Here is a 23,460-nt window from a genome sequence, read left to right as displayed (position 1 = left end):
TATCTGCAAAAAACTACAACGGAATCCTGGATATTTTAAAAAGCCAGGGTTCTGTTTTTTGACTTAAATGGAATAACCAGATTTTTGGCAAACTATCGCGGTTCTCAGGTTTTAACAAAAAAAAGTCAAAACCACTGCATTTTAATTAAGCTTTTTTACTGACTTTGGTCGGCCAGTTCTCACGCGCTCGACTTTTTCTACTGCCTGTAAAAGGTCAGACAAATTCAAATTCGTCAATAAACCCAACCCAGCTCGTAGGATTTCACCTTTTTTGACATGCACCCCAGCCGCCAAGCAAATCTTTTTGAGTTCAGTTATTTTGTGGTGATCCTGTTCAGGAAACGAAAAGCTATCCCTGATCACTTTGGCCTTTTCCTGCTTTTTCTTTTTAACACTGAACGGTGCTATCTGGTTTTGCACAGGAAATTCACCGGCATTTTCGACGGCAGTTGTGGGTGGTAATGCTGGTGTCTTTTTTATGGCGACTTTATTGGCAGGTTGTTTGATTGCGGATGCTTGCGATTTTGCAGCGGTAGTTGTGCGCTTTGTTGGTTTTGGCTGTGCAGTAGTCATGGTTTAGTCCTTATTGAAAGTGAATACCGTATAAACAGTATATACCGTTTATGGATGCCCAGTTTACGCCCTACCAAAATATTAGCAAGGGATTTTTGGATACAGAAAACTTTAGCCCTTGGTTTGAAGTCATGTAGTGGTAACGCTTTTGTAATAAGGTTTTCATATAAGACCTGCATTATGACTATGCTTGGAAAAGCTGACCGCACCAATCAACAAACTTCAGACTCTGCACCGACGATGACCGTGATGGTGACGGGCGTAAAAACAGCCGATGGGATGTTATCAGCAGACCACAGCCATACCTTTACCATTGCGGGTTATCCACAGCGCGGCAACAATATACTGGGTAAAGTGATAGAACCTGGTGCAGCAAGTTTTACCAAAGCTTCTGACGGTGTGTTCTATATAACCTTGTCCTACGCGAACGGTTTAGGTTTTCATACCGGTGTAGGGGTGATGATGTGTACTCAACGCCTGTTCAAACCGGTCGTTTTGCCGACATAACCAACGTAGACACGACCGACGCAAATTTCCACCAAGAAGCGACTGTACCCTTGGCGGGTTCTGAAACCCATGTGGGCGAAGATGTTGTAGTCTACGCTCGTGGCTCTGGCGCGCACTTGTTCCAAGGTGTACTTGAACGGAATGTTATTTTCCACGTTATGCATAAAAAAATGGTTAGTGGATTCGGTAATTAAAGGGATCATTTTTAACACATTGTCCATTTCATTTTTACAATGAAAACCGATTAACAAGATACTCGGTGGGAGTGCGAAATGCACTTCCACTTGTTTCTGGCTTCTGATATTTTTCGTACCGAATAGTAAGACCTGTTAAAGATACCATCCAAGATTACTGGTGAAATGCCTGCCTTTTTAATATTTGAAGACTGACGTAACCAAATAGGGCGACTATCAGTTTTCGCCCTTCCTCTAGAAACAGTATCGAGGCCGCTATAGCAATTGAAATGCCCCATTGCCTAGCGGTCATGGCTTCAGTCCCGAAAACCGCCTGTGCTGGTGACCAATGCACAGCAACTGCCTGTAGCAGAAGCACACAGGCGAGAGACATCCATAACATTTTGTTCCTGAACATGTTTTTGTTGAATGCTGTACCATTCTCAACACGTGCATTGAATACATTAAAAAACTGGAACAGTACGAATGTCGTAAATCCTAAGGTTTGGGATGCCTGTCCCATACCAGCATGCAACAATCCGTAGTGCAATGCCCCTAATGTTCCGACCATCATTGTAATGCCATACGTAACGATCTTTCCAAGGCGGGCGAACGGAAGCAATTGCTCTGTCCGGTTGCGTGGATTCTCCAGCATAACGTCTGGACGCGCAGCGTCTAGTGCTAATGAAATGGCTGGTGGCCCATCCATGATGATAGCGACCCATAGAATCTGGACAGTTGTAAAGGGTTCAGGTAGTCCAGCCAAAGGGGCAAAGAACACAGTCAGGATTGCGCCGATTGTTGTAGAAAGTTGGAAACGGACAAATTTCAAGATATTGTCGTAGAGGGTACGCCCTTGGTAGACGGCTCGCACCAGGGTTGCGAAGTTGTCGTCGAGCAACACCATCATCGCAGCTTCCTTGGCGACCGCTGTGCCAGTACCCATGGCGACACCGATATCTGCGCTTTTTAGTGCAGGCGCGTCATTTACGCCGTCGCCAGTCATGGCAACCACATGCCCTTTTTTTTGGAGTGCTCGCACTATCGTAACTTTATTCGTTGGGGTGACCCGTGCGAAGATTGCAACATCATTGATCACTTCAGCAAGTTGATCTGAATCCATTCGGTCAAGTTCTGCCCCAGAGATCAATTTGCCCTCAAGCCCCAGTTCCCGTGCGATTGTTTGGGCGGTCAGAGGGTGGTCGCCTGTGATCATCTTAACAGCAATTCCCGCCCGCATACATTCTGAAATCGCCACTTTTGCCTCCGGACGCGGTGGGTCAACTAACCCAATCAAGCCGATAAATGTGAGCCCCTCGACCCAATGGAAAAGATCGCCGGACGCATCGAACTCACTTTCAGGTATAGTCCTCGATGCAATCAACAACCCACGTAAACCCTGTTCCGCAAGGGCTGTATACTCAAGCTCAATCTGTTGCCTAGCGGGTGGATCGAGGATGCCTATTACATCTTGGTCAAGAATACGCTCACAATTATTGAGCAATACATCGTGTGCACCCTTAACGAATAACCGTATATGACCATCCGCACGGTGAAACGTGACCATGAACTTATGTTCAGCATCGAATGGAATTTCTGCTATTCGTGGTAGTGCTGCAATGACTTCGCTTGGCACAGCACCACCTTTTTGCGCCAGGATAAGTAATGCTGCCTCCATAGGATCGCCTATGACTTTGCCTTCAACGACCCGACTATCATTACAGGCGACCAGAGGAACTAGCAATAGATTAAGGTTGGGCGGCCCTGAAAGTTGGTTGACGGCATGTATTGCACCATTTACATGGTATCCCTCACCAGTTACATCAAAATGCTCCCCTTGGTAGAAGAACGAGCGCACCGTCATTTGATTAAGCGTCAGCGTTCCAGTCTTATCTGAGCAAATTACGGTGGTGCAACCCAACGTCTCGACACTCGCCAAACGTTTGACGATGGCCCGATGGCGAGCCATGGTGTGCATACCGAGTGCGAGCGTCACCGTTACAACGACGGGCAGGCCTTCAGGCATCGCTGCAACAGAAAGGGCTATCGCGTCCATTGCAATGTGGGCGAGATCGGAACCACGCAAATACTCTAAAAACGACAGCAACCCGACAAGGGTCAAGGCAATTGCCCCTAAGCGCTTACCAAGCTGGTCGAGCTGGACTTGCAATGGCGTTGGTGCCTCAGATGTCGAAGCAAGTACCTGCGACAACCGCCCCATCTCAGTGCCCTCGCCAGTGGCAGTAAGGATAATTTCTCCTCGGCCACGGGTGATCAATGTGTTCATAAAGACCATATTCATCCGCTCGGCCAAAGGAGTTTCTGGCTTGTCTATGCACGCGATTTGTTTACTGACCGGTTGGGACTCACCAGTCAACGATGACTCATCAACTTCGAGTCCTACAACTATTAATAGTCTTCCATCAGCGGGGACATGGTCGCCAGCCTCTAACAATACAATATCTCCAGGAACTAGATCTTCGGCAGGCACGTCGGATTTTATTCCCTCCCGACGTACTCGCGCCCGGACGGGTAACATTCCTTTAAGGGCAGTCAAGCTCTGTTCAGCGCGGTACTCTTGGTAAAAGCCAACAATGGCATTAATTATGACGACAGCCAGGATGACGATTGCATCCTTGAGATTGCCGATAAGGGCGGCTAGGAACGCCGCACCAATTAAGATAAGAATCAGGATACTTTTAAATTGAACCAAGAACACCAACCATGCAGAGCGCGGTGATTCTTCTTGCAGTTGGTTAGGTCCGTATTGCTTTTTTCGTTGAGTTACCTGTTCAGTTGACAGGCCTTTTTCAACTTGGACATCGAGATGGACACTTACTTTATCGATATCAAGTTCGTGAGGGGTTATATGACTACTTGCAGCAATTGATCGATCTTTTAATGATTTTTGATCCATCTTATTTAATCAGATTTAGTATTGTTAAGACCATTCCGATCCTCATTAGTCAAAGAAAACAAATAGGAGCCAAATTATTAATATTGGGTTTGACTTGTCAATTGCCATTTGGTTCTTCAAGTTAAGGATGTTAATCCCATTAGGAAAATAGAGTTCAGCGAAACACGAATTCAACATTTTATGAATTTAACTCGTCAACTTATCTGAAATATGTCAGCTAGTCTGTACGGTAACGAACATGTACTATTGAGCTTTCTTAGTAAGATTACCTTTATGAATAACCAAATGGTAAGCATAGAGGCATATAATCATTTTTTGCTGACTTTTTATCTATTTAGTTGGCACAATCATGTAATGGATTACCGATGGTTCCACTCAAAAGCGAATTGACTTGCTCACTCTGGCGCAGTAATCCGGTGAAATTAACTATATAAAAAGCGAACTACAAATGAAGGATACGTAAGTTTGATGACTCTCTCAGGACAACCCATCCTTGCTTATGGACTTGCATTAGGAATTGGCCTTCTCATCGGTGCAGAACGCGAACGGAGAAAAGGCGTTGGCTCTGCTCGCGCACCCATGGGTATCCGGACTTTTGCCTCAGTTTCGCTTCTGGGTGCAGTGAGTTTCTCGTTAGGTAGTTCCATATTGCTTGCTGTGATGGCATTTGCAGTTGTTGGACTGTCCGTATCGGCCTATCGGTTAAGCCATGAGCAAGATCCCGGATTGACGACCGAAGTAGCTCTACTACTCACCCTTCTATTAGGCGGCTTATCGATGCGTGAGCCTACTTTGGCATCTGGTGTGGCTGTGATATTGACTATATTGTTGTCGGCACGAAATTTTCTTCATCGTTTCGTCAGCACTGTCCTGAGTGAGTCTGAACTTAACGATGCGCTGATTCTCGCTGCGGCAGCGCTCGTGCTATTACCGCTGACTCCAGACCAGTATATGGGGCCTTTCAATGCCTTGAATCCTCGAACCATCTGGATGATTGTCATCCTCATCATGCTCATCAGCTCTACCGGGTACATCTCGCTACGAGTAATGGAGCCGCGTATTGGACTTCCCATTACTGGGCTGACTTCTGGCTTTGTTTCGAGTGTTGCAACCATTAGCTCAATGGGAGCGAGAGCGGCGCTAGAACCTCATCTGTTGTGGGGAGCCGTAGCAGGTGCTGTCTTATCGACTGTGGCGACTTTCATTCAAATGGCTATGGTTCTGGAAGCAACCAATCAGCAAACTCTTTTAGCACTATGGCTGCCGTTGACTTGCGCTGGTATTACCGCCTTGGCCTATGGCATCGTCATTACCCTGATAGCCCTGCGCCAGAAAGCACCGGATTCAATAAACCTGGGACAACCATTCAGTCTCAAGACGGCCTTATTATTTGCTGCCACCGTCTCCTCTTTCATGTTGCTTGCCGCCGCCCTTAATCAGTGGTTGGGCAGTGAGGGTGTCATTGTTGCTGGGGCGATTGCCGGTTTTGCTGACACCCATTCCGCTGCCGTCGCGGTTGCATCCCTTGTCGCTGCCGGGAAACTCAGTGCAAATGAAGCCGTCTTGCCCATCCTTGCTGGCCTGACAACGAACACCATCACGAAAGCCGTGCTTGCTATCCTAAGCGGAAACTGGCAGTTTATCTCCGCAATCATCCTTGACCTTATTCTGGTTATTCTTGCGGCATGGATCGGGGCAGCATTTGCCCTTGGGTATTTCTGATTTAAGGGATACCAAAAGCCGCAACTTGTCTGCTTTGGTAATCAGCTTTTCCAAGGAAGCTTTAACTCGATAGGGAGTGAATCGATAACCCCAGCTCTGAAGACTGATAATTTTATAGAAACAACAGCATTTTTACTGGATGAGATGCTGCTTTCCGAGACTAAGATATGAATGAATCCCGAGGTAACTCACAGTTAGGTGCTGTCCCGATTATTGAACCTTACTCAAATATGGATATTGGAATTGAATACAAAAAAAGAAGGATAGAAACCATCGCCAACAACTTTAAGAAATAGGTTTTAAAATGACCAACACAAAAGATAAAGAATTCCTAAAAATTAACGATATGCTAGCAACATTTGGTGTTACTAGAACACAATTCTGGAAAATGAAGTGTCACCACCCGTGATAAAGAACCCACAAATGTGGTTGGCAAGTAACGTGATGGGATTTTATGAAAACAAGGCTTCGCCTAGGAAATAATATTAACTGTTTGCAAAAAAAGTATCTTGATAACTTTGGTTATGCCATTTTGAAAGTTCATTATCTTATGAATGGGTCTTCACGGCATAGTTTTTCGTTCCATCTCGACGTAAGTCTAGATTCTTCGTTAGTAAGAATGAAGCGCGTGTGGTCTTATCCAGACTTAAAGGTCAAGTTGGCTAACCTAATGGCAAAGAGAACGCTACTAGTAAATGAAGTGACCATGAAAGTGACCACAATTTGAAATGTAAGTTACATATAAAACCATAAGCCATTGTTTTAAATGGCTCCCCCGGACGGGCTCGAACCGCCGACCTAGTGATTAACAGTCACCCGCTCTACCGACTGAGCTACAGGGGAATAATAGGGTTTTGAAGCTTGATTTCGTCAATTGGCGCGCCCGGAGAGATTCGAACTCCCGACCGCTCGGTTCGTAGCCGAGTACTCTATCCAGCTGAGCTACGGGCGCTTTATTGAGCCGCAAATTATCCCGTGAAGCCGTGGGTTTGTCAACCAAAGTTGAGGGCTAGCTGGATTATATTTTAAAATATGGCGGAGAGAGAGGGGTTCGAACCCTCGATGGGCTATAAGACCCATACTCCCTTAGCAGGGGAGCGCCTTCAGCCGCTCGGCCATCTCTCCTAAAACTGGTTTATCTTTCAGAACTCGCCGAATCTGACTGCTCTTTTTTGATTCGTTCGTAAATTTCTTCTCTGTGGACGGAGACCTCTTTTGGTGCATTGACACCGATGCGAACTTGATTTCCCTTCACTCCAAGGACGGTGACGGTTACTTCGTCACCAATCATCAGTGTCTCTCCTACCCGACGAGTCAAGATAAGCATGGCTACTCCCTATGTGCATTAAAAACCCGCTGCTCTTTAACAGCATCCCACCAAGGGCGAGGATTATAACAGTTTTATGTGATAAAAAAAGCCTGTGATGCCGATCAATTTTAAACTGCTCAAGTTGGTAGCGAGGTGTCATGGTAGGTCATGATATTTCTCCTGATCCATTTGATCGCTACACTACTTACCTGATGTGGTTCTTATGTTATTTTGATTCCACCCATTAAGTCGATTGTTGTCAAAATGAAATCAATCTAAATCATCAAGATATTGGTGTGTATGTGAAGTTAGTGGATGATAAGTCTATAATGCAGGGGTAGGCAGGCGGTAGAAATCACCACAGCCTGTGTCCCTGTTTGAATGTAAACATGAGGTTATTCGGTATGAGTTGGAGAGAGCGCAAACAAGAAGAAATCTATACCGATGCCGAAATTGAGGCGCGGTTAAAGGAAACCTTACCGCACTGGTATTTGGAAAATGGCTGGATTCGTCGTAAATATAAGACCAGCGGCTGGAAGTCTACGATGATGGTGGTCAATACGGTTGGGCATCTGGCTGAGGCTGCTTTTCATCACCCCGACCTCAGCGTTTCTTATGCGTTTGTCATTGTAAAGTTGATGAACCACGCCGCCAAAGGGGTAACCAGCAAAGACTTCGAATTGGCAAAAAAAATTGAAGCTGTGATTACCTGGCAGCCGGGAAAAGAAGGCGGTTCGCTAGAAGGAACACCGGATGATCCCCGTTTTAAATACATTAAATATGAGGTGGATTAACATAATGATGTAGTAGTTGCTGTTTTGGTAATCACCGCGGTTAAGCTGTGTATTTAAGTGGTTGGCATGAAAATATGTGGTGAACATCTCATAAATCGCACTTGCTGTTATGCTTAGACTAATACAAAGCAACCGCTTCGACTAGCTGCGAACACATGATACAATAGCGCGATAATTGAATCGCTGGGTAAACACGCTTGAATGGTAAAAGCCATGAAACTTGCGTGTTTTCGTCCGGTAAAAACCATACCATGGCTCTCCTGCTGGTATATTCGTAGATTAGGGATTAATGTCAAACTTCGCGAAAGAAATCATACCTGTCAACCTCGAAGACGAGATGAAGCAGTCATACCTCGATTACGCCATGAGTGTTATCGTAGGTCGAGCCCTTCCTGATGTTAGAGATGGCTTAAAGCCGGTACATCGCCGTGTTCTTTACGCCATGAATGAGGTGGGCAACGACTACAACAAGCCGTATAAGAAATCTGCCCGTATTGTCGGTGACGTGATGGGTAAATACCATCCGCATGGCGACAGCGCTATCTACGATACGATGGTGCGGATGGCGCAACCCTTTTCCATGCGTTATGTGCTGATAGATGGGCAAGGCAATTTTGGCTCGGTCGATGGTGACTCACCTGCCGCCATGCGTTACACGGAAGCGCGGCTGGCTAAAATATCCCATGAAATGTTGGCTGATCTGGATAAGGAAACCGTCAATTTCGTCCCTAACTACGATGAATCCGAATCCGAACCGCAAGTTTTGCCTACCAAAGTACCTACGCTGCTGATTAACGGCTCATCCGGCATTGCCGTGGGCATGGCGACCAATATCCCGCCGCACAATCTTACGGAAGTTATCAACGCCTGTTTGTTGATTATCGACAATCCTGAAGCCACCGTGCATGAAATGATGGCGCATATCAAGGGGCCAGATTTTCCTACCGCTGGCTTTATCAATGGCGCATCAGGCATTTACAGTGCTTACACCACAGGTCGCGGCAAGATTTATCTTCGCGCCCGTTGCCATTTTGAAGACATAGGCGATAGCAGTCGGCAAGCAATTATAACGACTGAATTGCCGTATCAGGTCAACAAAGCCACCTTGCAAATGAAAATTGCCGAGCTTATTAAAGACGGCAAGATCGAAGGTATATCAGCGATTCGTGATGAGTCCGATAAGGACGGAATGCGCCTGGTGATTGAGCTGCGCCGTGGTGAAGTTGCAGAAGTTGTGTTGAACAATTTGTACAAGCAGACGCAATTCCAGACGGTATTTGGTATTAATATGGTGGCATTGCTGGATGGTCGCCCGTATTGCCTTAACCTGAAAGAAATTCTCCATGCCTTTGTCGATCACAGGCGCGAAATTGTTACGCGCAGGACGATCTATAACTTACGCAAAGCACGGGAACGAGCGCACGTTTTGGAAGGGTTGGCAGTCGCCCTCGCCAATATCGACGACATGATCGAATTGATTAAGTCTTCCCCCAGTCGCGCCGAAGCCAAAGAAGGCTTGTTGGCAAGGACTTGGAATGCCGGGCTGGTTATTTCCTTGTTAGACAGGGCGGATGCAGATCGCTCACGACCTGAAGATTTGGCAGCGCAATTTGGTATTGCTGGCGACGTTTATCGCTTATCGGAAGGGCAAGCTCAGGCTATTCTGGAACTCCAATTACAACGCCTAACCGGTTTGGAGCAGGATAAAATAATCAATGAATACAAAGAATTGCTAGAGCAAATCGACGAATTTTTGCATATTCTCGCCAACGATGAACGGCTGATGGAAATCATCAGAGAAGAACTCGTCACCATCAGGGACGAATACGGCGACAAACGCCGCACGGAAATCATCCAAAGCCAACTGGATTTGTCTGATGGCGACTTGATTACCGAAGAAGATATGGTCGTGACCAAATCGCATGAAGGTTACGTGAAAGCGCAGCCGTTGACGGATTATCGGGCGCAACGACGCGGTGGACGTGGCAAATCGGCGACGGCAACCAAAGAAGAAGATTATGTCGATAAGCTGATTGTCGCCAACACCCACGATACCATCCTGTGTTTTTCCTCGCGCGGCAAGGTCTACTGGCTGAAAGTTTACCAGTTGCCTGTTGCCAGTCGGGCATCCAGGGGCAAGCCATTTGTCAACCTTATCGCACTTGAAGAAGGCGAAAAAATCAATGCCATCTTGCCGATTAAAGAATTTACCGAAAATAAATTTATTTTCATGGCAACGTCTTCTGGCACTGTCAAGAAAACGCCCCTGAACGAATTTGAACGCCAACGTGCCAACGGCAAAATTGCTATCGATTTACGGGAAGACGACACCTTGGTTGGTGTAGCCGTTACATATGGGCAACAAAATGTGTTGCTGTTTGCCAGTTCCGGCAAAGCCAATTGCTTTAATGAATCCGACGTGCGTCCGATGGGCAGGACGGCTGCTGGCGTACGTGGTATGCGTTTGCAGGACGGCCAGAAAATCATCTCGCTGATTATTGGCACAGAAGGCATGGTGCTTAACATTACCGAAAACGGCTTTGGCAAACGTACGCGGGTGGAAGAATTTACCCAACACAAGCGCGGCGGACAAGGCATGATTGCCATCCAAACTTCGGAACGCAATGGTGCTTTGGTCGGTGCGGTTTTGGTTAATGAACATGACGAAATCATGTTGATTACCGACGGCGGCATCCTGGTTCGTACCCCAGTGGACGGCATTTCCGTTGTTGGTCGCAACACCCAAGGCGTACGTATTATACGCTTGGATACCGGCGAAAAAGTGATCGGTGTAGACCGAATTGAAGGCTTTGTAGGTGAGGATGTCGAGGATGACGCTGCCGAAGAGGGAGATGATGCCATTGAACTAGATCAAGTCCCGGCAGAAGATCAGGAACAAACGCAAGAAATAATCAATGACGAAGACGATTTAGGAGACGAGGAATAAATGAGCAGGGTTTATAATTTTAGTGCAGGACCGTCCGCGTTTCCTGAATCCGTATTGAAGCAAGCCCAGGCCGAGATGCTGGAATGGCGGGACAGCGGTATGTCGGTCATGGAAATGAGCCATCGCGGGAAATATTTCTCCATGATTGCCGAAGAACTCGAAAGCGATTTACGTGAATTGCTGGCAATTCCGGCTAATTATAAGGTGTTGTTTTTACAAGGCGGCGCTTCCGCGCAATTTTCCCTGATTCCGCAAAATATCCTCAATGGTAGGACTAAAGCCTGTTACGTCAACACGGGCGCGTGGTCGGAAAAGGCCATCCAGGATGCAAAAGGTCAATGCGAAGTTATCCTCAGTGCCAGTGCAGAAGCTAGCAAATTTACGCATATCCCTGATGTGGCATCTTGGAGTATTGACCAGGATGCGGCGTATTTGCATTACACGTCTAACGAAACCATCCACGGGGTCGAATTTCAATCTATCCCTGACAGCAAGGGCTTGACGCTGGTTTCTGATATGTCTTCCAACATTTTGTCGAGACAAGTCGATGTCAGCAAATTTGGGATTATTTACGCCGGAACCCAGAAAAATATGGGGCCGGCAGGTGTGACCGTGGTAATCGTTAGGGACGATCTGGTTGGACTTGCAGCAAAAGGTACGCCGCCAGTATTCGATTATGCCCAGCAAGCCAAAAACGGTTCTATGCTGAACACGCCAGCAACCTATAACTGGTATTTGGTTGGATTGGTGCTGAAATGGCTGAAAGAGCAGGGCGGTGTTGCCGCGATTGAGCAGCGCAATATCAAAAAGGCAGCAAAATTGTACGGGGTCATCGACCAATCAACCTTGTACAGCAATCCGGTGGAAAAGTCCGTTCGTTCCAGAATGAACGTGCCGTTTATCTTGTCTGATGAAGCATTGGACAAGCCTTTTCTAGCAGCATCGGAAGCCAATGGCTTGTTTGAACTGAAAGGCCATCGTTCCGTTGGCGGTATGCGAGCCAGTATCTATAACGCCATGCCAGAATCGGGCATTGATGCGCTGTGCGAATTCATCAAAGAATTTGAACGGACGCACTAAGCCAAAACCAGTAAAGCCACCATTCATAAAGCGTAGTGATGACAGCGATCACACCCCTTAGCGAGTTAAGGGAAAACATTGACAAGATCGACCAGCAAATTTTGGAGCTGATAAACCAACGTGCGTCGTGTGCGATGGAGGTGGCGAAGACCAAGATTGCGTTGGGTGAGGAAGGTACTTTTTACCGTCCTGACCGCGAATCACTGGTGTTGCGGCGGATAAAAGACCTCAATCCAGGGCCGTTGCCAGACCAGACCGCTGTTCGTTTCTTTCGGGAATTGATGTCATCTTGTTTGGCATTGGAAAAACCTCTGGATGTCGCGTATTTGGGGCCAGAAGGCACATTCACCCAGCAAGCGGTGCTTAAGCATTTTGGCAATGCGGTCAAGGCAGTGCCGGTCACGACCATCAACGATATTTTTTCTGCGGTCGAAAACGGCAGCTGTCAGTTTGGTGTCGTACCCGTCGAAAATTCAACCGAAGGCGTAATCAGCTACACATTTGATCGATTCCTGGCATCTCCGTTGTATATCTGCGGTGAAGTTGAAATCCAAATTCACCAAAACCTGATGGGTTTGGTGAATGACAAAGCCAATATCAAGGAGATATTTTCCCATCAACAATCCTTGGCGCAATGCCGTAAGTGGTTGGAGAAAAGTTTCCCGCATGTCAAATTGACGGCAGTCAGCAGCAATGCCGAGGCTGCGAGGTTGGCTTCTATCAGCCCAAACACAGCGGCAATAGCAGGTAGACCGGCTGCCGAGCTTTATCATCTTGATATATTTGAAAAAAATATTGAAGATGAGCCAAATAACACCACCCGTTTTATCATTATAGGCAAGCAAATATCGACCTCAACGGGTAGCGACAAGACCTCTTTGGTAGTCTCTACCGGCAATCAACCCGGTGCTTTATACAAAATCTTGGAGCCTTTTGCGCGTTACGGCATTGGTATGCTCCATATTGAATCCAGACCGTCGCGGCAAGGTTTGTGGGAATATGTGTTTTTCATCGACATTGAAGGCCACGGCGAAGACGAGCAAGTCGCCAATGCCTTGGAGATATTGAAGGGCAATGTCAGTATGTTGAAATTGCTCGGTTCTTATCCAAAAGCTGTGCTTTAATGAACACTTACCTGATTTAATTACGTATTTCGCTTTGTCAGCCCATCATCCATGAATCAAACCCACACTATTTATGACCTCGCCGTCAGTGGCGTAAGGCAGCTTGTGCCGTATGTGGCAGGAAAACCCATTGAAGAATTGGAGCGTGAGCTGGGTTTGAGCAATATCATCAAACTGGCATCCAATGAAAATCCTTTAGGGCCAGGCAAGAAAGCCTTGGCGGCAATCCAAGCCACATTGCCGAAACTGAGCTTGTATCCTGACGGCAATGGTTTCAATTTAAAGTCCGCATTGGCAAGAAAATACGGTCTTAATGTTGATCAGATTACCTTGGGTAATGGCTCGAATGATTTGCTGGAGTTGATTGGGCGAGCTTTTTTAGCACCTGGACTGGAAGCGATGTTTTCCGAACATGCGTTTGCAGTCTACCCGATAGTAACGCAAGCGGTTGGGGCAACCGCCGTTATCGTCCCGGCATTAAATTATGGTTATGATTTAGTAGCGATGGCAACGCGGATTAGTGATCTTACCCGCGTGATATTTATTGCCAATCCGAATAATCCCACAGGAACCTTGCTGAGTCAGTCAGATTTACAAAAGTTTATTTCTGCGATACCCACGCACTGTATTTGTGTGCTGGACGAAGCCTATTTCGAGTTTGTTAGTAATCAGAAAGGGATAAATTCTCTTGACTGGCTTAAAACCTGTCCGAATTTAATCATTACCCGTACTTTTTCAAAGGCTTATGGTTTGGCTGGCTTGCGGGTTGGTTATGGTTTATCCAGCCCTGAGCTTGCGGACATCCTCAATCGCGTACGCCAGCCTTTTAATAACAATGCTTTAGCCTTAGCGGCAGCGGAAGCGGCGTTAGGTGATGATGAGTATTTGCAGGAAACCATCGCGGTAAATGCCCAAGGCATGTCGGATTTGACCGCAGGTTTTAAAGCCCTGGGCTTGGAATGGATACCTTCCGCTGGTAATTTTGTCTCCGTTAATCTCAAACAACCTGGACAGCCAATCTATGAAGCCTTATTGCGTAAAGGCGTGATCGTCAGACCAGTCGCTAATTACGGAATGCCTAATCATTTGCGGATTAGCATTGGTACACCTGCCGAAAACCAGTTTTTCCTCAAGGCCTTGGCAGATACGCTGGCTAATGTTTAACAAGCTTTGCATTATCGGTGTTGGCCTGATTGGAGGCTCAATTGCGCGAGCCGCAAGACAGCAGGATTTAAGCAAAACAATTGTGGGATTTGGCAGGGGAGACGATCTGCCTAATTTGCAAACCGCAAAAAAGCTAGGTGTTGTTGACGATTATTTCCTCGATATTGCTGAAGCAGTAGCAGGTGCTGATTGCGTTATTATAGCCACCCCAGTCGGCGCGATTGAATCCGTTTTTACCTTGCTTAAGCCATTCTGGAACAAAAACGCCATTTATACTGATGTAGGTAGCACCAAAACCAATGTAATTTCCACAGCGGAACGGATTTTTGGCTATATTCCCGATAACTTAGTGCCTGCCCACCCAATTGCAGGCGCAGAGAAAAGTGGGGTTAGTGCCTCGGTAGATAAGCTGTTTTTAAATAAACGCGTGATTATCACACCAGACAAAGCAACGCGTCCCGATGCTGTGCAAACCATGCGCGAGTTTTGGGAACGATTAGGGTCGCAGGTCGCCATTATGGCTGCAAGTCATCATGATGCCATCCTCGCCGCAACCAGCCATTTGCCGCATATTTTGGCGTTTGCATTGGTCGATATGCTGGGTCATAAGGATGAGCAATCGGAAATTTTCAAATACGCCGCCAGTGGTTTTAAGGATTTTACTCGCATTGCATCGAGCGATCCGACCATGTGGCTGGACATTTGTACGGCAAACAAAAATGAAATTATTCCGTTAATTCAACAATTAAAAGCCGAGCTAGATAAAATAGAGTCTTACTTGGCTAATAACAATACCGAACAGCTTTTTAATACTTTTACCTACGCCGGCAAGGCTCGGCAACGCTTTCTTGATCTCTACGAAAACTAAACTATGTCAAAATCAATTACTTTTATTGTTCAACCAGGTGGTCAATTACAAGGCGAGGCACGCGTGCCTGGTGACAAATCCATGTCGCATCGCTCCATCATGCTTGGCTCGTTGGCAGAAGGTGTGACCCACGTTAAAGGCTTTCTGGAAGCCGAAGATGCCTTGGCGACTTTGCAAGCTTTCCGCGATATGGGTGTGCAAATTGAAGGGCCCGTTGATGGTTGCGTAACGATTCATGGTGTGGGTAAGCATGGGTTGAAAGCGCCGCAAAAAGAGTTGTATCTGGGCAATTCGGGGACTTCCATGCGGCTTTTGAGCGGACTCTTGGCGGGACAGTCCTTTAACACTGTATTGACTGGTGATAAATCCTTGTCGGGTCGCCCTATGAAGCGGGTAACTGAACCCTTGGCTGCTATGGGCGCTGCTATCAAGACAACCGACAAAGGCACTGCACCCTTGGAAATAACTGGCAGGGCAGGGCAGTTGCAAGCCATTGATTATGTTATGCCGATGGCCAGCGCACAGGTTAAATCATGCCTGTTACTTGCTGGGATGTACGCCCAGGGTGAGACGAGTGTCACTGAGCCAGCGCCTACCCGCGACCATACTGAACGTATGTTGTCGGGATTTTCTTATCCAGTAAAGCAAGACGGCAGCAAAGTCAGTATTACGGCGGAAGGTAAATTGACCGCAACCGATATTGATGTGCCCAGCGATATATCATCAGCGGCATTTTTTCTGGTGGGTGCGTCGATTGCGTCTGGTTCGGACATAGTCCTTAGGCATGTTGGCATCAATCCAACCCGTACAGGCGTGATCTCTATTTTGCGCTTGATGGGTGCTAGTATCGAAATCTTAAATGAGCGCGTCGTAGGTGGAGAACCCGTAGCGGATTTGCATGTTGTTTCCAAGCCGTTAAAAGGTATAGATATTCCTGAAGAACTTGTACCTCTGGCGATTGATGAATTCCCCGTACTGTTTGTGGCGGCGGCTTGTGCAGAAGGTCAAACCCGACTGAGCGGTGCAGAAGAACTCAGGGTTAAGGAATCAGACCGCATTCAGGTTATGGCAGATGGCTTGCAAATATTGGGTGTTGATGCCCAGCCTACCGCAGATGGCATGGTCATCCAGGGTGGAGGGAAAATTAGTGGCGGTATTGTGACATCACATGGCGATCATCGTATCGCAATGGCTTTTGCTATCGCCGGATTACGCGCTAATGCGCCTATTACCATTTTAGATTGTGCCAACGTCAATACTTCGTTCCCTGAATTTAAGGATTTGGCAAAAAACTTGTGCCTTGCTTTGGTTTGTGAAGAAAATTCAGGCTCTTAATGATGGTAATGGACATTCCCGTTTTGACTATTGATGGGCCAAGTGGTGCGGGCAAGGGCACAGTCAGCCGAAGCGTGGCTAAAAAACTGGGCTGGAATTACCTGGATAGCGGATCCATTTATCGGTCATTGGCTATCTCCTTACTACAAAAGGATATTGATCTAGCAAATGTTAAGGATGTTGTGGCTACAGCCCAGGTTATGGATTTAGCATTTCAATGTGATGATGAATTAATCGTCAAATTAAACGGCGTAGACATAACAGCACAACTAGGTACAGAAGCGACTGGAAATGTTGCCTCTATAGTTGCAGCAATACCTGAAGTAAGGCAGGTATTGCTGCAAAAGCAAAAGGATTTTAAAAAATCACCCGGTTTGGTTGCAGATGGTCGGGATATGGGAACTGTCGTGTTTCCTGATGCCGACATCAAGGTTTTTTTGACGGCAAGTGCCACCAAAAGGGCTGAGCGAAGATATAAACAGTTGATGGAAAAAGGAATTGATGTTAATATTCGACAGATAACCAGAGAGATAGAAGAGCGTGACTGCCGCGATAAGGGACGAAAAACAGCCCCTTTAGCTCAGGCGGAAGATGCCCTTTTCATTGATTCATCTGCATTGACGATAGAAGCTGTCATTGAGCAGGTGCTGAGTTTAGTCCCGCAACATTTAGCTTTTTAAGCACGTGATTGCGATTTTTAACCTTTTTAATTAGATGAAGGTCTGTCTAAGTTATGGCAGTCCTGGGAATATGAAATGAGCGAAAGCTTTGCTGAATTACTTGAAGAAAGTTTGAAAAAGACTCAAATGAGTCCGGGTTCAATGTTGATTGGTACGGTTATTGATATCGAAAACGATATGGTCATCGTCAGTACACAATCCAAATCAGAAGGTGTCATTCCAAAATGGCAATTTCTGAATAACAATGGCGAATTAGAAGTCAAGATAGGTGACGAAATTGAAGTTGCCCTTGATTTATTCGAAGACGGTTTGGGTGCTACCCTACTTTCCAGAGATAAAGCAAAGAAAAACAAAGCCTGGTTCGAGCTTGAAAGTGCGTTCGAGACCCAAGCCACTATCATCGGTCAAATCAACGGTAAAGTACGTGGCGGATTTACCGTCGCTGTCGGTGCTTTACGCGCGTTTTTGCCAGGATCGTTGGTTGATGTTCGTCCCATTAGAGACACCACATTCCTAGAAAATCGTGATTTAGAATTTAAGGTTATAAAAATCGACCAAAAGCGCAATAACGTTGTGCTTTCCCGCCGTGCTGTGGTTGAAAAAGAATACAGCGCAGAACGTGAAGAATTACTGAAAACACTGGAAGAAGGTGCAATTGTCACTGGTGTGGTCAAAAACTTGACCGATTATGGCGCATTTATAGACCTCGGTGGTATCGACGGTCTGTTACATATTACCGACATGGCGTGGCGTCGTGTAAGACACCCTTCGGAGTGTGTTGAAATCGGTCAAGAAATAAAAGTTAAAGTCATGAAATACGATAAGGAAAAAAATCGTGTTTCATTAGGCATGAAACAAATGGGCGAAGATCCTTGGCAAAACATTGCCCGCCGTTACCCTGCTGGTTCACGCGCATTCGGTAAGGTCAATAATCTGACCGACTACGGCTGTTTTGTTGAGATTGAAGAAGGCGTAGAGGGCTTGGTTCACGTATCAGAAATGGACTGGACTAACAAAAATGTCAATCCGTCTAAACTTGTCCAATTGGGCGAAGATGTCGAAATCATGATCTTGGAAATTGACGAAGAACGTCGTCGTATTTCTTTAGGTATGAAACAGTGCAAAACCAATCCTTGGGATGAATTTGCAGCAACACACAACAAAGGCGATAAAATTACCGGCAAAATCAAGTCGATTACTGATTTCGGTATCTTTATTGGCTTGGATGGCGGTATTGACGGCTTGGTACACATGTCTGATATTTCGTGGGCGGAAGATGGCGGTGAAGCATCGGCGCGTGAGTTCAAGAAAGGTGATGAACTCGAAACGGTTATTTTGGCGGTTGATTCTGAACGTGAACGTATCTCATTGGGCGTTAAGCAGTTAGAACAAGATCCATTCCAAAACTTTCTGGCTACCACTGAAAAAGGTGGTCTAGTAAAAGGTGTCATTAAAGAAGTTGATGCAAAAGGTGCTGTGGTTACTTTGGCAGATAATGTGGAAGGTTACATTCGCGCTTCTGAAATTCAACGTGACCGCGTTGAGGATGCCCGTACTCTGCTAAAAGAAGGCGATGCGGTTGAAGCCAAGTTTATTGGCATAGATAAGAAAAGCAAGTCAATCTCTTTGTCTATAAAAGCGAAGGATAGTGAAGAGGAAACCACCACTATTAAGGATCATACCCAGCAAGCCGCTACAGGGTCGCCTACATTCGCTGATATTTTCAAACAAATAGAAAAATAAGCTATTATTTAGGGGTTATTCAAGTAATAATACCTAAAACCCTTTCGTTTTTGCAGGATAGAATGTGACTAAATCTGAATTAATTGAAGCGCTAGCTAAACGTCAACCCCATCTCGAACTTAAAGATGTGGAATTGGCAGTCAAATGTATCATAGAGAAAATGAACCAAGCCTTATCTACTGGTGAAAGAATTGAAATCAGGGGATTTGGCAGTTTCTCATTGCACATGCGTCCACCTCGCGTAGGGCGAAACCCCAAAACGGGTGAGTCTGTTCAATTGACCAAGAAATACGTCCCGCATTTTAAACCCGGTAAAGAACTGCGTGACCGAGTTGACGCATCCAGTAGTAGCTTCAAAATAATCGACTGATTAGCGCGATTTAAGTCCTCATAGAATACTAAGGCAGCGTTATTTTGTAATAACGCTGCCTTTTTATTGCGAGTTGCAATAACTCAAACCCACAGTGCTTGCCACTGTATCAAGTTTTTAAGAACGACATCTTAAAAATTCAAAGCCAAATCTGATTTGTGTCCAGCGACACACGCATCTTAATTTGATAAGTTAAGGTAATATGGTATAGTTGATATTAATGAGAATGATTATTGATACCTCTTGTTTCTAATAATCCTTTTCTGTTAATTATCAGGTGAAAACATGGTTATGGGATTGAAAAATTTGGTTATCGGCGATTTAGCCAAAATCGTTGGTTTTGAGCCGACGGGAAAACCGTATCGCAAGAAATTGCTGGCAATGGGCTTAACGCCTGGGACAGAATTTAGCGTTACTCGATTTGCGCCTATGGGCGATCCGGTCGAGATCAAATTACGGGGATTTGCCCTCACACTGCGTAGGGATGAAGCCTCGGTCTTACAAATCGAGAAACTTTAATGGCTAATTGCCTTACGGTAGGCGTAGTCGGCAATCCCAATTGCGGAAAGTCCACGCTTTTTAATGCGCTCACCGGAGCAAGTCAACAAGTTGGTAACTGGCCTGGTGTTACGGTCGAAAAAAAAACGGGTGAATACCGATTTAAAGATCAACTAATTCAAGTTATTGATCTTCCAGGCACTTATTCGCTGGAATCTTCCGACGATCAAGTGTCTTTGGACGAGAAAGTTGCCAGAGATTATGTTGCATCGGGCGATGCTGACCTCATTATCAATATAGTCGATGCCTCGAATATAGAACGCAATCTCTATCTGACTTCTCAGCTTATTGAAATGCAAGTGCCAATGATTTTGGCACTTAATATGATGGACGTTGTTAAGCGGCGGGACATCAAAATCGACCTCAAGCTTATGTCCCAACAATTAGGATGTCCTGTCGTCGCTATTTCTGCTGCAACCAAGAACGGCATACCAAATCTTAAAGATGTTATTAATAAAGCCGCGTTTGACAAGCCGATTCCCACTGCCACTATTCACTATTCATCTACCTTAGAACAAGCGATTAACGAACTTTCGGCGGCACTTAAACTTACGGTTCACCAGAAATCGTGCGATTTACGTTGGTTGGCGATTCGCTTATTAGAAGGCGATACCTTAGCTAAACAAATCGCAAATCCTGTCATATTGCCGTTGGTTTCAGAATTACAAAACAGGGTCGAAGCAGAAACCGATGATGAAATTGACATATTGGCTGCTGATGCGCGTTATGGCTTCGTTAACCAACTCACGCAATCCGCTGTTTGTCGATTAACTGATGTTGGCAGGCACACCACAGATAAGATTGACCGTATCGTATTGAACCGATTTCTGGGCATTCCCGTGTTTTTACTGGTCATGTACGCGATGTTCATGTTCACCATCAACATGGGTAGCGCGTTTATTGATTTTTTCGATCAAGTCGTCGGTGCGTTTTTAGTTGATGGTTTAGGAGAACAGCTTGCCAAACTGAATTTACCGCCTTGGCTAATCGTATTGATCGCCAATGGTGCAGGTGGCGGGGTGCAAGTGGTTGCTACCTTTATCCCGATTGTCGGCTTCCTGTTCTTGTTCTTATCAGCACTGGAAGATTCCGGTTACATGGCGAGAGCTGCGTTTGTGATGGATAGATTCATGCGAATGATTGGTTTGCCTGGCAAGTCATTTGTACCCATGATCGTCGGTTTTGGTTGCAATGTCCCTGCCATTATGGCGACACGGACATTAGAAAGCCGACGGGACAGGATTCTTACCAATCTAATGAACCCGTTTATGTCGTGTGGCGCACGCTTGCCTGTTTATGCTTTATTTGCCGCAGCCTTTTTTCCGACCGGCGGGCAAAACATGGTGTTTGGCTTATATCTTTTAGGGATTGCAGTTGCTGTTTTGACTGGATTGATTATGCGCCATACCTTATTTAAGGGTGAGTCGATGCCGTTCATTATGGAGCTTCCTACGTATCATTTGCCAACCATACGGGGAGTATTGACGAGAACCTGGGATCGGTTGCGATCTTTCCTGATCAATGCTGGCAGAGTAATTGTGCCGATGGTGTTGGTGTTGAATTTCCTTAATGCCTTAGGTACGGATGGCACATTGGGTCACGAAAACAGCAATAAATCCGTACTAAGCTCAATCGGGAAAAGTCTTACGCCGCTATTTAAGCCGATGGGCATAAGCAACGATAATTGGCCTGCTACCGTAGGTATTTTCACTGGAGTACTGGCAAAAGAAGCCGTTGTTGGCACTTTGGATGCTTTGTATGGACAGATGGGCGCAGCGACTGGCGAATCTATAGAGAAACCGGCTTTTAATCTCAGCATAGCCTTGCTTGCTGCTTGTAAGAGTGTCCCCGAAAATCTCAAAAAAATAGCTAACAATATTCTGGATCCATTGGGGTTGAATTTAGATAACGTGGAAGACATCAAGGAAGTCCAAACCGCCACTTATGCCGCCATGCAGAAGAGTTTTGATGGCAAGACGGGCGCATTCGCCTACCTGTTGTTTATCCTGCTCTACGCGCCTTGCGTTACCGCGACCGCAGCCATTTTCAGGGAAACCAACCTCAACTGGGCAGGTTTTGTCGTGCTTTGGACGACCGGAATAGCTTATATAACCGCGACCATCTTTTATCAAACAATGACCTATAGCCAACATCCTGAGTATTCCCTGGCTTGGATAGTGGGCTTAATACTGGCGTTTATTTCCGTGTTGTTCGGACTTTGGTTGCTAGGAAGAACCACGCGCACCGTACAGGTAAAGGAGGCTATGCAATGATATTATCGGATTTGCGGGGCTATCTTAAAGAGCAAAAGCGCGTAGCACTAAAAGACATGGAAATGCGCTTTAATGTTGATGCTGATGCCTTGCGCGGCATGTTAAGCAAATGGATCACTAAAGGTTACGTCAGAAAACTGCCATCAGGTACTTCATGCGGCACAGGCTGCTGTAAATGCGATCCAGCGTTAACTGAGCTTTACGAATGGATTGAAAGATAAGCCAGATAGCTTTCTAGTTACTCACTTTAAGAAAATAGAGCAAGCTACTGTTCACCTTAGTCTGTAGAAGGGATTATTCAATGCTTCCTCGCTGCTTCGAAAAGCCTAGCCAATAGGTAAAGTTAATCAGCGATAGCGATTTATTACAGCCACCGAAGTAAGTTTATCTCGACCAGTGAATGAGTGGTCGGATAAAATTGAGTCTTTAATTAAGCCCGATCTCCATAATCCCGCTTTCTGAGTTTCACTAATGCGCTAATATGGTGGAGCTTTATGAAATTAGGAGTCTACGTCGAGTCAATAACCCAGCCCATCCGCATATATAACTACTTTACGTACTAGGAGAAATAATAATGCCCACCCCCAAACACTGCCGACTGCTAATCTTAGGTTCAGGTCCTGCCGGTTACACCGCTGCCGTGTATGCAGCAAGAGCCAACTTGAAGCCAGTTATGATTACCGGTTTAGAGCAGGGCGGACAATTGACGACCACAACCGATGTCGATAATTGGCCGGGCGATGTTGAAGGTCTACAAGGTCCTGAATTGATGGACAGAATGCGCCGTCATGCCGAACGCTTTGATACCGAAATTATATTCGACCACATTCATACGGCGGATTTATCGGCCAAGCCGTTCAAACTGACCGGCGATGCAGGGGCATACACTTGCGATGCCCTGATAATCTCCACCGGCGCATCCGCACGTTACTTAGGTCTTGAATCCGAAGAAGCCTACAAAGGCAAAGGCGTTTCCGCCTGCGCCACCTGTGACGGTTTTTTCTACCGAAACAAAGAAGTAGCCGTCATTGGCGGCGGCAATACCGCCGTTGAAGAAGCCTTATATCTCTCCAATATCGCCTCAAAAGTCACCGTCATTCATCGTCGAGACAAATTCCGTTCCGAAAAAATCTTGTCTGACAAATTACTGGAAAAAGCCAAAAACGGCAATGTTGAGATTGTTTGGAATCACACCCTAGACGAAGTATTAGGCGACGACATGGGCGTTACTGGGCTTAGAATGAAAAACACCCAAGACGGCTCGACCAAAGGCGTGGACGTACACGGTGTATTCATCGCCATAGGCCACAGCCCGAACACCGG

At 46.1% G+C, this 23,460-nt stretch carries 21 protein-coding genes and 3 tRNA genes; 18 read left to right on the top strand and 6 right to left on the bottom strand.

Going from position 1 to position 23,460, the window contains the following annotated elements; all coding sequences use genetic code 11:
• Positions 1-141: 141 nt before the first annotated feature.
• Positions 142-573: a hypothetical protein gene (locus AC1YY3_RS10340; RefSeq protein WP_481825187.1), complete on the bottom strand. Its 432-nt coding sequence runs from the start codon at positions 571-573 to the stop codon at positions 142-144.
• Positions 574-759: 186 nt separating this feature from the next.
• Between AC1YY3_RS10340 and AC1YY3_RS10335 the strand changes: the two genes are divergently transcribed.
• Both AC1YY3_RS10335 and AC1YY3_RS10330 read left to right on the top strand, forming a co-directional pair.
• Entirely contained in the window at positions 760-1,080 is a 321-nt protein-coding gene (locus AC1YY3_RS10335; protein WP_482194461.1) for a hypothetical protein, read from the top strand.
• Positions 1,038-1,274: an alkaline phosphatase gene (locus AC1YY3_RS10330; RefSeq protein ID WP_481825189.1), complete on the top strand. Its 237-nt coding sequence runs from the start codon at positions 1,038-1,040 to the stop codon at positions 1,272-1,274. The genes AC1YY3_RS10335 and AC1YY3_RS10330 overlap by 43 nt, the downstream gene beginning before the upstream one ends.
• A 154-nt stretch (positions 1,275-1,428) precedes the next feature.
• Here AC1YY3_RS10330 and AC1YY3_RS10325 read toward each other — a convergent pair whose 3' ends face one another.
• Positions 1,429-4,170, bottom strand: a complete 2,742-nt coding sequence (locus tag AC1YY3_RS10325; protein ID WP_482194460.1) for a cation-translocating P-type ATPase — start codon at positions 4,168-4,170, stop codon at positions 1,429-1,431.
• Between the two features lie 468 nt (positions 4,171-4,638).
• Here AC1YY3_RS10325 and AC1YY3_RS10320 point away from each other — a divergent pair, with 468 nt between their 5' ends.
• Both AC1YY3_RS10320 and AC1YY3_RS10315 read left to right on the top strand, forming a co-directional pair.
• The gene (locus AC1YY3_RS10320; protein WP_482194459.1) at positions 4,639-5,892 is read left to right on the top strand and encodes an MgtC/SapB family protein; all 1,254 of its coding nucleotides are present in this window, start codon (positions 4,639-4,641) and stop codon (positions 5,890-5,892) included.
• Positions 5,893-6,059: 167 nt separating this feature from the next.
• On the top strand, positions 6,060-6,188 hold the full coding sequence (locus tag AC1YY3_RS10315; protein ID WP_481824929.1) for a hypothetical protein: 129 nt from the start codon (positions 6,060-6,062) through the stop codon (positions 6,186-6,188).
• 471 nt (positions 6,189-6,659) lie between these two features.
• On the opposite strand, the gene AC1YY3_RS10310 is transcribed toward AC1YY3_RS10315, so the two are convergent.
• The 4 genes from AC1YY3_RS10310 to csrA all read right to left on the bottom strand — a co-directional run bounded on the left by AC1YY3_RS10310 (position 6,660) and on the right by csrA (position 7,219).
• Positions 6,660-6,735: transfer RNA gene (locus AC1YY3_RS10310), tRNA-Asn, on the bottom strand.
• Between the two features lie 32 nt (positions 6,736-6,767).
• Positions 6,768-6,844: transfer RNA gene (locus AC1YY3_RS10305), tRNA-Arg, on the bottom strand.
• 81 nt (positions 6,845-6,925) lie between these two features.
• Positions 6,926-7,017: transfer RNA gene (locus tag AC1YY3_RS10300), tRNA-Ser, on the bottom strand.
• 10 nt (positions 7,018-7,027) lie between these two features.
• Entirely contained in the window at positions 7,028-7,219 is a 192-nt protein-coding gene (csrA, locus tag AC1YY3_RS10295) for a carbon storage regulator CsrA (protein WP_481824928.1), read from the bottom strand.
• A gap of 386 nt (positions 7,220-7,605) precedes the next feature.
• Here csrA and AC1YY3_RS10290 point away from each other — a divergent pair, with 386 nt between their 5' ends.
• The 14 genes from AC1YY3_RS10290 to AC1YY3_RS10225 form a co-directional block, all read left to right on the top strand.
• Positions 7,606-7,995 (top strand): 4a-hydroxytetrahydrobiopterin dehydratase, encoded by a 390-nt coding sequence (locus tag AC1YY3_RS10290; protein WP_481824927.1) that lies wholly within the window; start codon positions 7,606-7,608, stop codon positions 7,993-7,995.
• Positions 7,996-8,284: 289 nt separating this feature from the next.
• On the top strand, positions 8,285-10,942 hold the full coding sequence (gene gyrA / locus AC1YY3_RS10285; protein ID WP_482194458.1) for a DNA gyrase subunit A: 2,658 nt from the start codon (positions 8,285-8,287) through the stop codon (positions 10,940-10,942).
• Positions 10,943-12,022 carry a 3-phosphoserine/phosphohydroxythreonine transaminase gene (serC, locus tag AC1YY3_RS10280; RefSeq protein ID WP_481824925.1) on the top strand — a complete coding sequence of 360 codons (1,080 nt, stop codon included), beginning with the start codon at positions 10,943-10,945 and terminating at the stop codon, positions 12,020-12,022.
• A 38-nt stretch (positions 12,023-12,060) separates the two neighbouring features.
• Positions 12,061-13,146 carry a prephenate dehydratase gene (gene pheA, locus AC1YY3_RS10275; protein ID WP_481824924.1) on the top strand — a complete coding sequence of 362 codons (1,086 nt, stop codon included), beginning with the start codon at positions 12,061-12,063 and terminating at the stop codon, positions 13,144-13,146.
• Between the two features lie 51 nt (positions 13,147-13,197).
• Positions 13,198-14,310 (top strand): histidinol-phosphate transaminase, encoded by a 1,113-nt coding sequence (gene hisC, locus AC1YY3_RS10270; protein WP_482194457.1) that lies wholly within the window; start codon positions 13,198-13,200, stop codon positions 14,308-14,310.
• Positions 14,303-15,178, top strand: coding sequence for a prephenate dehydrogenase (locus AC1YY3_RS10265; RefSeq protein WP_481824922.1), 876 nt, complete (start codon positions 14,303-14,305; stop codon positions 15,176-15,178). The genes hisC and AC1YY3_RS10265 overlap by 8 nt, the downstream gene beginning before the upstream one ends.
• Positions 15,179-15,181: 3 nt before the next feature.
• Positions 15,182-16,513 (top strand): 3-phosphoshikimate 1-carboxyvinyltransferase, encoded by a 1,332-nt coding sequence (gene aroA, locus AC1YY3_RS10260; RefSeq protein ID WP_481824921.1) that lies wholly within the window; start codon positions 15,182-15,184, stop codon positions 16,511-16,513.
• An 8-nt stretch (positions 16,514-16,521) separates the two neighbouring features.
• The gene (gene cmk / locus AC1YY3_RS10255; protein ID WP_481824931.1) at positions 16,522-17,193 is read left to right on the top strand and encodes a (d)CMP kinase; all 672 of its coding nucleotides are present in this window, start codon (positions 16,522-16,524) and stop codon (positions 17,191-17,193) included.
• Positions 17,194-17,268: 75 nt separating this feature from the next.
• Positions 17,269-18,936, top strand: coding sequence for a 30S ribosomal protein S1 (gene rpsA / locus AC1YY3_RS10250; protein ID WP_481824920.1), 1,668 nt, complete (start codon positions 17,269-17,271; stop codon positions 18,934-18,936).
• A gap of 64 nt (positions 18,937-19,000) precedes the next feature.
• Positions 19,001-19,306 (top strand): integration host factor subunit beta, encoded by a 306-nt coding sequence (locus tag AC1YY3_RS10245; protein ID WP_481824919.1) that lies wholly within the window; start codon positions 19,001-19,003, stop codon positions 19,304-19,306.
• Between the two features lie 285 nt (positions 19,307-19,591).
• Positions 19,592-19,825 (top strand): FeoA family protein, encoded by a 234-nt coding sequence (locus AC1YY3_RS10240; RefSeq protein WP_349025638.1) that lies wholly within the window; start codon positions 19,592-19,594, stop codon positions 19,823-19,825.
• The gene (gene feoB, locus AC1YY3_RS10235) at positions 19,825-22,137 is read left to right on the top strand and encodes a Fe(2+) transporter permease subunit FeoB (protein ID WP_481824918.1); all 2,313 of its coding nucleotides are present in this window, start codon (positions 19,825-19,827) and stop codon (positions 22,135-22,137) included. Before AC1YY3_RS10240 ends, feoB begins: the two co-directional genes overlap by 1 nt.
• The gene (locus AC1YY3_RS10230; RefSeq protein WP_481824917.1) at positions 22,134-22,358 is read left to right on the top strand and encodes a FeoC-like transcriptional regulator; all 225 of its coding nucleotides are present in this window, start codon (positions 22,134-22,136) and stop codon (positions 22,356-22,358) included. Before feoB ends, AC1YY3_RS10230 begins: the two co-directional genes overlap by 4 nt.
• 353 nt (positions 22,359-22,711) lie before the next feature.
• A partial coding sequence (locus AC1YY3_RS10225; RefSeq protein WP_481824916.1) for an FAD-dependent oxidoreductase occupies positions 22,712-23,460 on the top strand: 749 nt, incomplete at its 3' end.

The sequence above is a fragment of the Methyloglobulus sp. genome (assembly GCF_964779595.1).
Note: the sequence above shows the minus strand (reverse complement) of the source record. Positions and strands in the feature narration are given on the sequence as shown.

Bases quoted from the DNA above. Each gene is read 5' to 3' on its own strand.
- AC1YY3_RS10325 (WP_482194460.1), bottom strand. From the start codon at position 4,170: ATGGATCAAAAATCATTAAAAGATCGATCAATTGCTGCAAGTAGTCAT.
- feoB (WP_481824918.1), top strand. From the start codon at position 19,825: ATGGCTAATTGCCTTACGGTAGGCGTAGTCGGCAATCCCAATTGCGGA.
- AC1YY3_RS10290 (WP_481824927.1), top strand. From the start codon at position 7,606: ATGAGTTGGAGAGAGCGCAAACAAGAAGAAATCTATACCGATGCCGAA.
- serC (WP_481824925.1), top strand. From the start codon at position 10,943: ATGAGCAGGGTTTATAATTTTAGTGCAGGACCGTCCGCGTTTCCTGAA.
- AC1YY3_RS10320 (WP_482194459.1), top strand. From the start codon at position 4,639: ATGACTCTCTCAGGACAACCCATCCTTGCTTATGGACTTGCATTAGGA.
- AC1YY3_RS10335 (WP_482194461.1), top strand. From the start codon at position 760: ATGCTTGGAAAAGCTGACCGCACCAATCAACAAACTTCAGACTCTGCA.
- rpsA (WP_481824920.1), top strand. From the start codon at position 17,269: ATGAGCGAAAGCTTTGCTGAATTACTTGAAGAAAGTTTGAAAAAGACT.
- cmk (WP_481824931.1), top strand. From the start codon at position 16,522: ATGGACATTCCCGTTTTGACTATTGATGGGCCAAGTGGTGCGGGCAAG.
- aroA (WP_481824921.1), top strand. From the start codon at position 15,182: ATGTCAAAATCAATTACTTTTATTGTTCAACCAGGTGGTCAATTACAA.
- AC1YY3_RS10240 (WP_349025638.1), top strand. From the start codon at position 19,592: ATGGTTATGGGATTGAAAAATTTGGTTATCGGCGATTTAGCCAAAATC.
- AC1YY3_RS10265 (WP_481824922.1), top strand. From the start codon at position 14,303: ATGTTTAACAAGCTTTGCATTATCGGTGTTGGCCTGATTGGAGGCTCA.
- gyrA (WP_482194458.1), top strand. From the start codon at position 8,285: ATGTCAAACTTCGCGAAAGAAATCATACCTGTCAACCTCGAAGACGAG.
- hisC (WP_482194457.1), top strand. From the start codon at position 13,198: ATGAATCAAACCCACACTATTTATGACCTCGCCGTCAGTGGCGTAAGG.
- csrA (WP_481824928.1), bottom strand. From the start codon at position 7,219: ATGCTTATCTTGACTCGTCGGGTAGGAGAGACACTGATGATTGGTGAC.
- pheA (WP_481824924.1), top strand. From the start codon at position 12,061: ATGACAGCGATCACACCCCTTAGCGAGTTAAGGGAAAACATTGACAAG.
- AC1YY3_RS10340 (WP_481825187.1), bottom strand. From the start codon at position 573: ATGACTACTGCACAGCCAAAACCAACAAAGCGCACAACTACCGCTGCA.
- AC1YY3_RS10230 (WP_481824917.1), top strand. From the start codon at position 22,134: ATGATATTATCGGATTTGCGGGGCTATCTTAAAGAGCAAAAGCGCGTA.
- AC1YY3_RS10315 (WP_481824929.1), top strand. From the start codon at position 6,060: ATGAATGAATCCCGAGGTAACTCACAGTTAGGTGCTGTCCCGATTATT.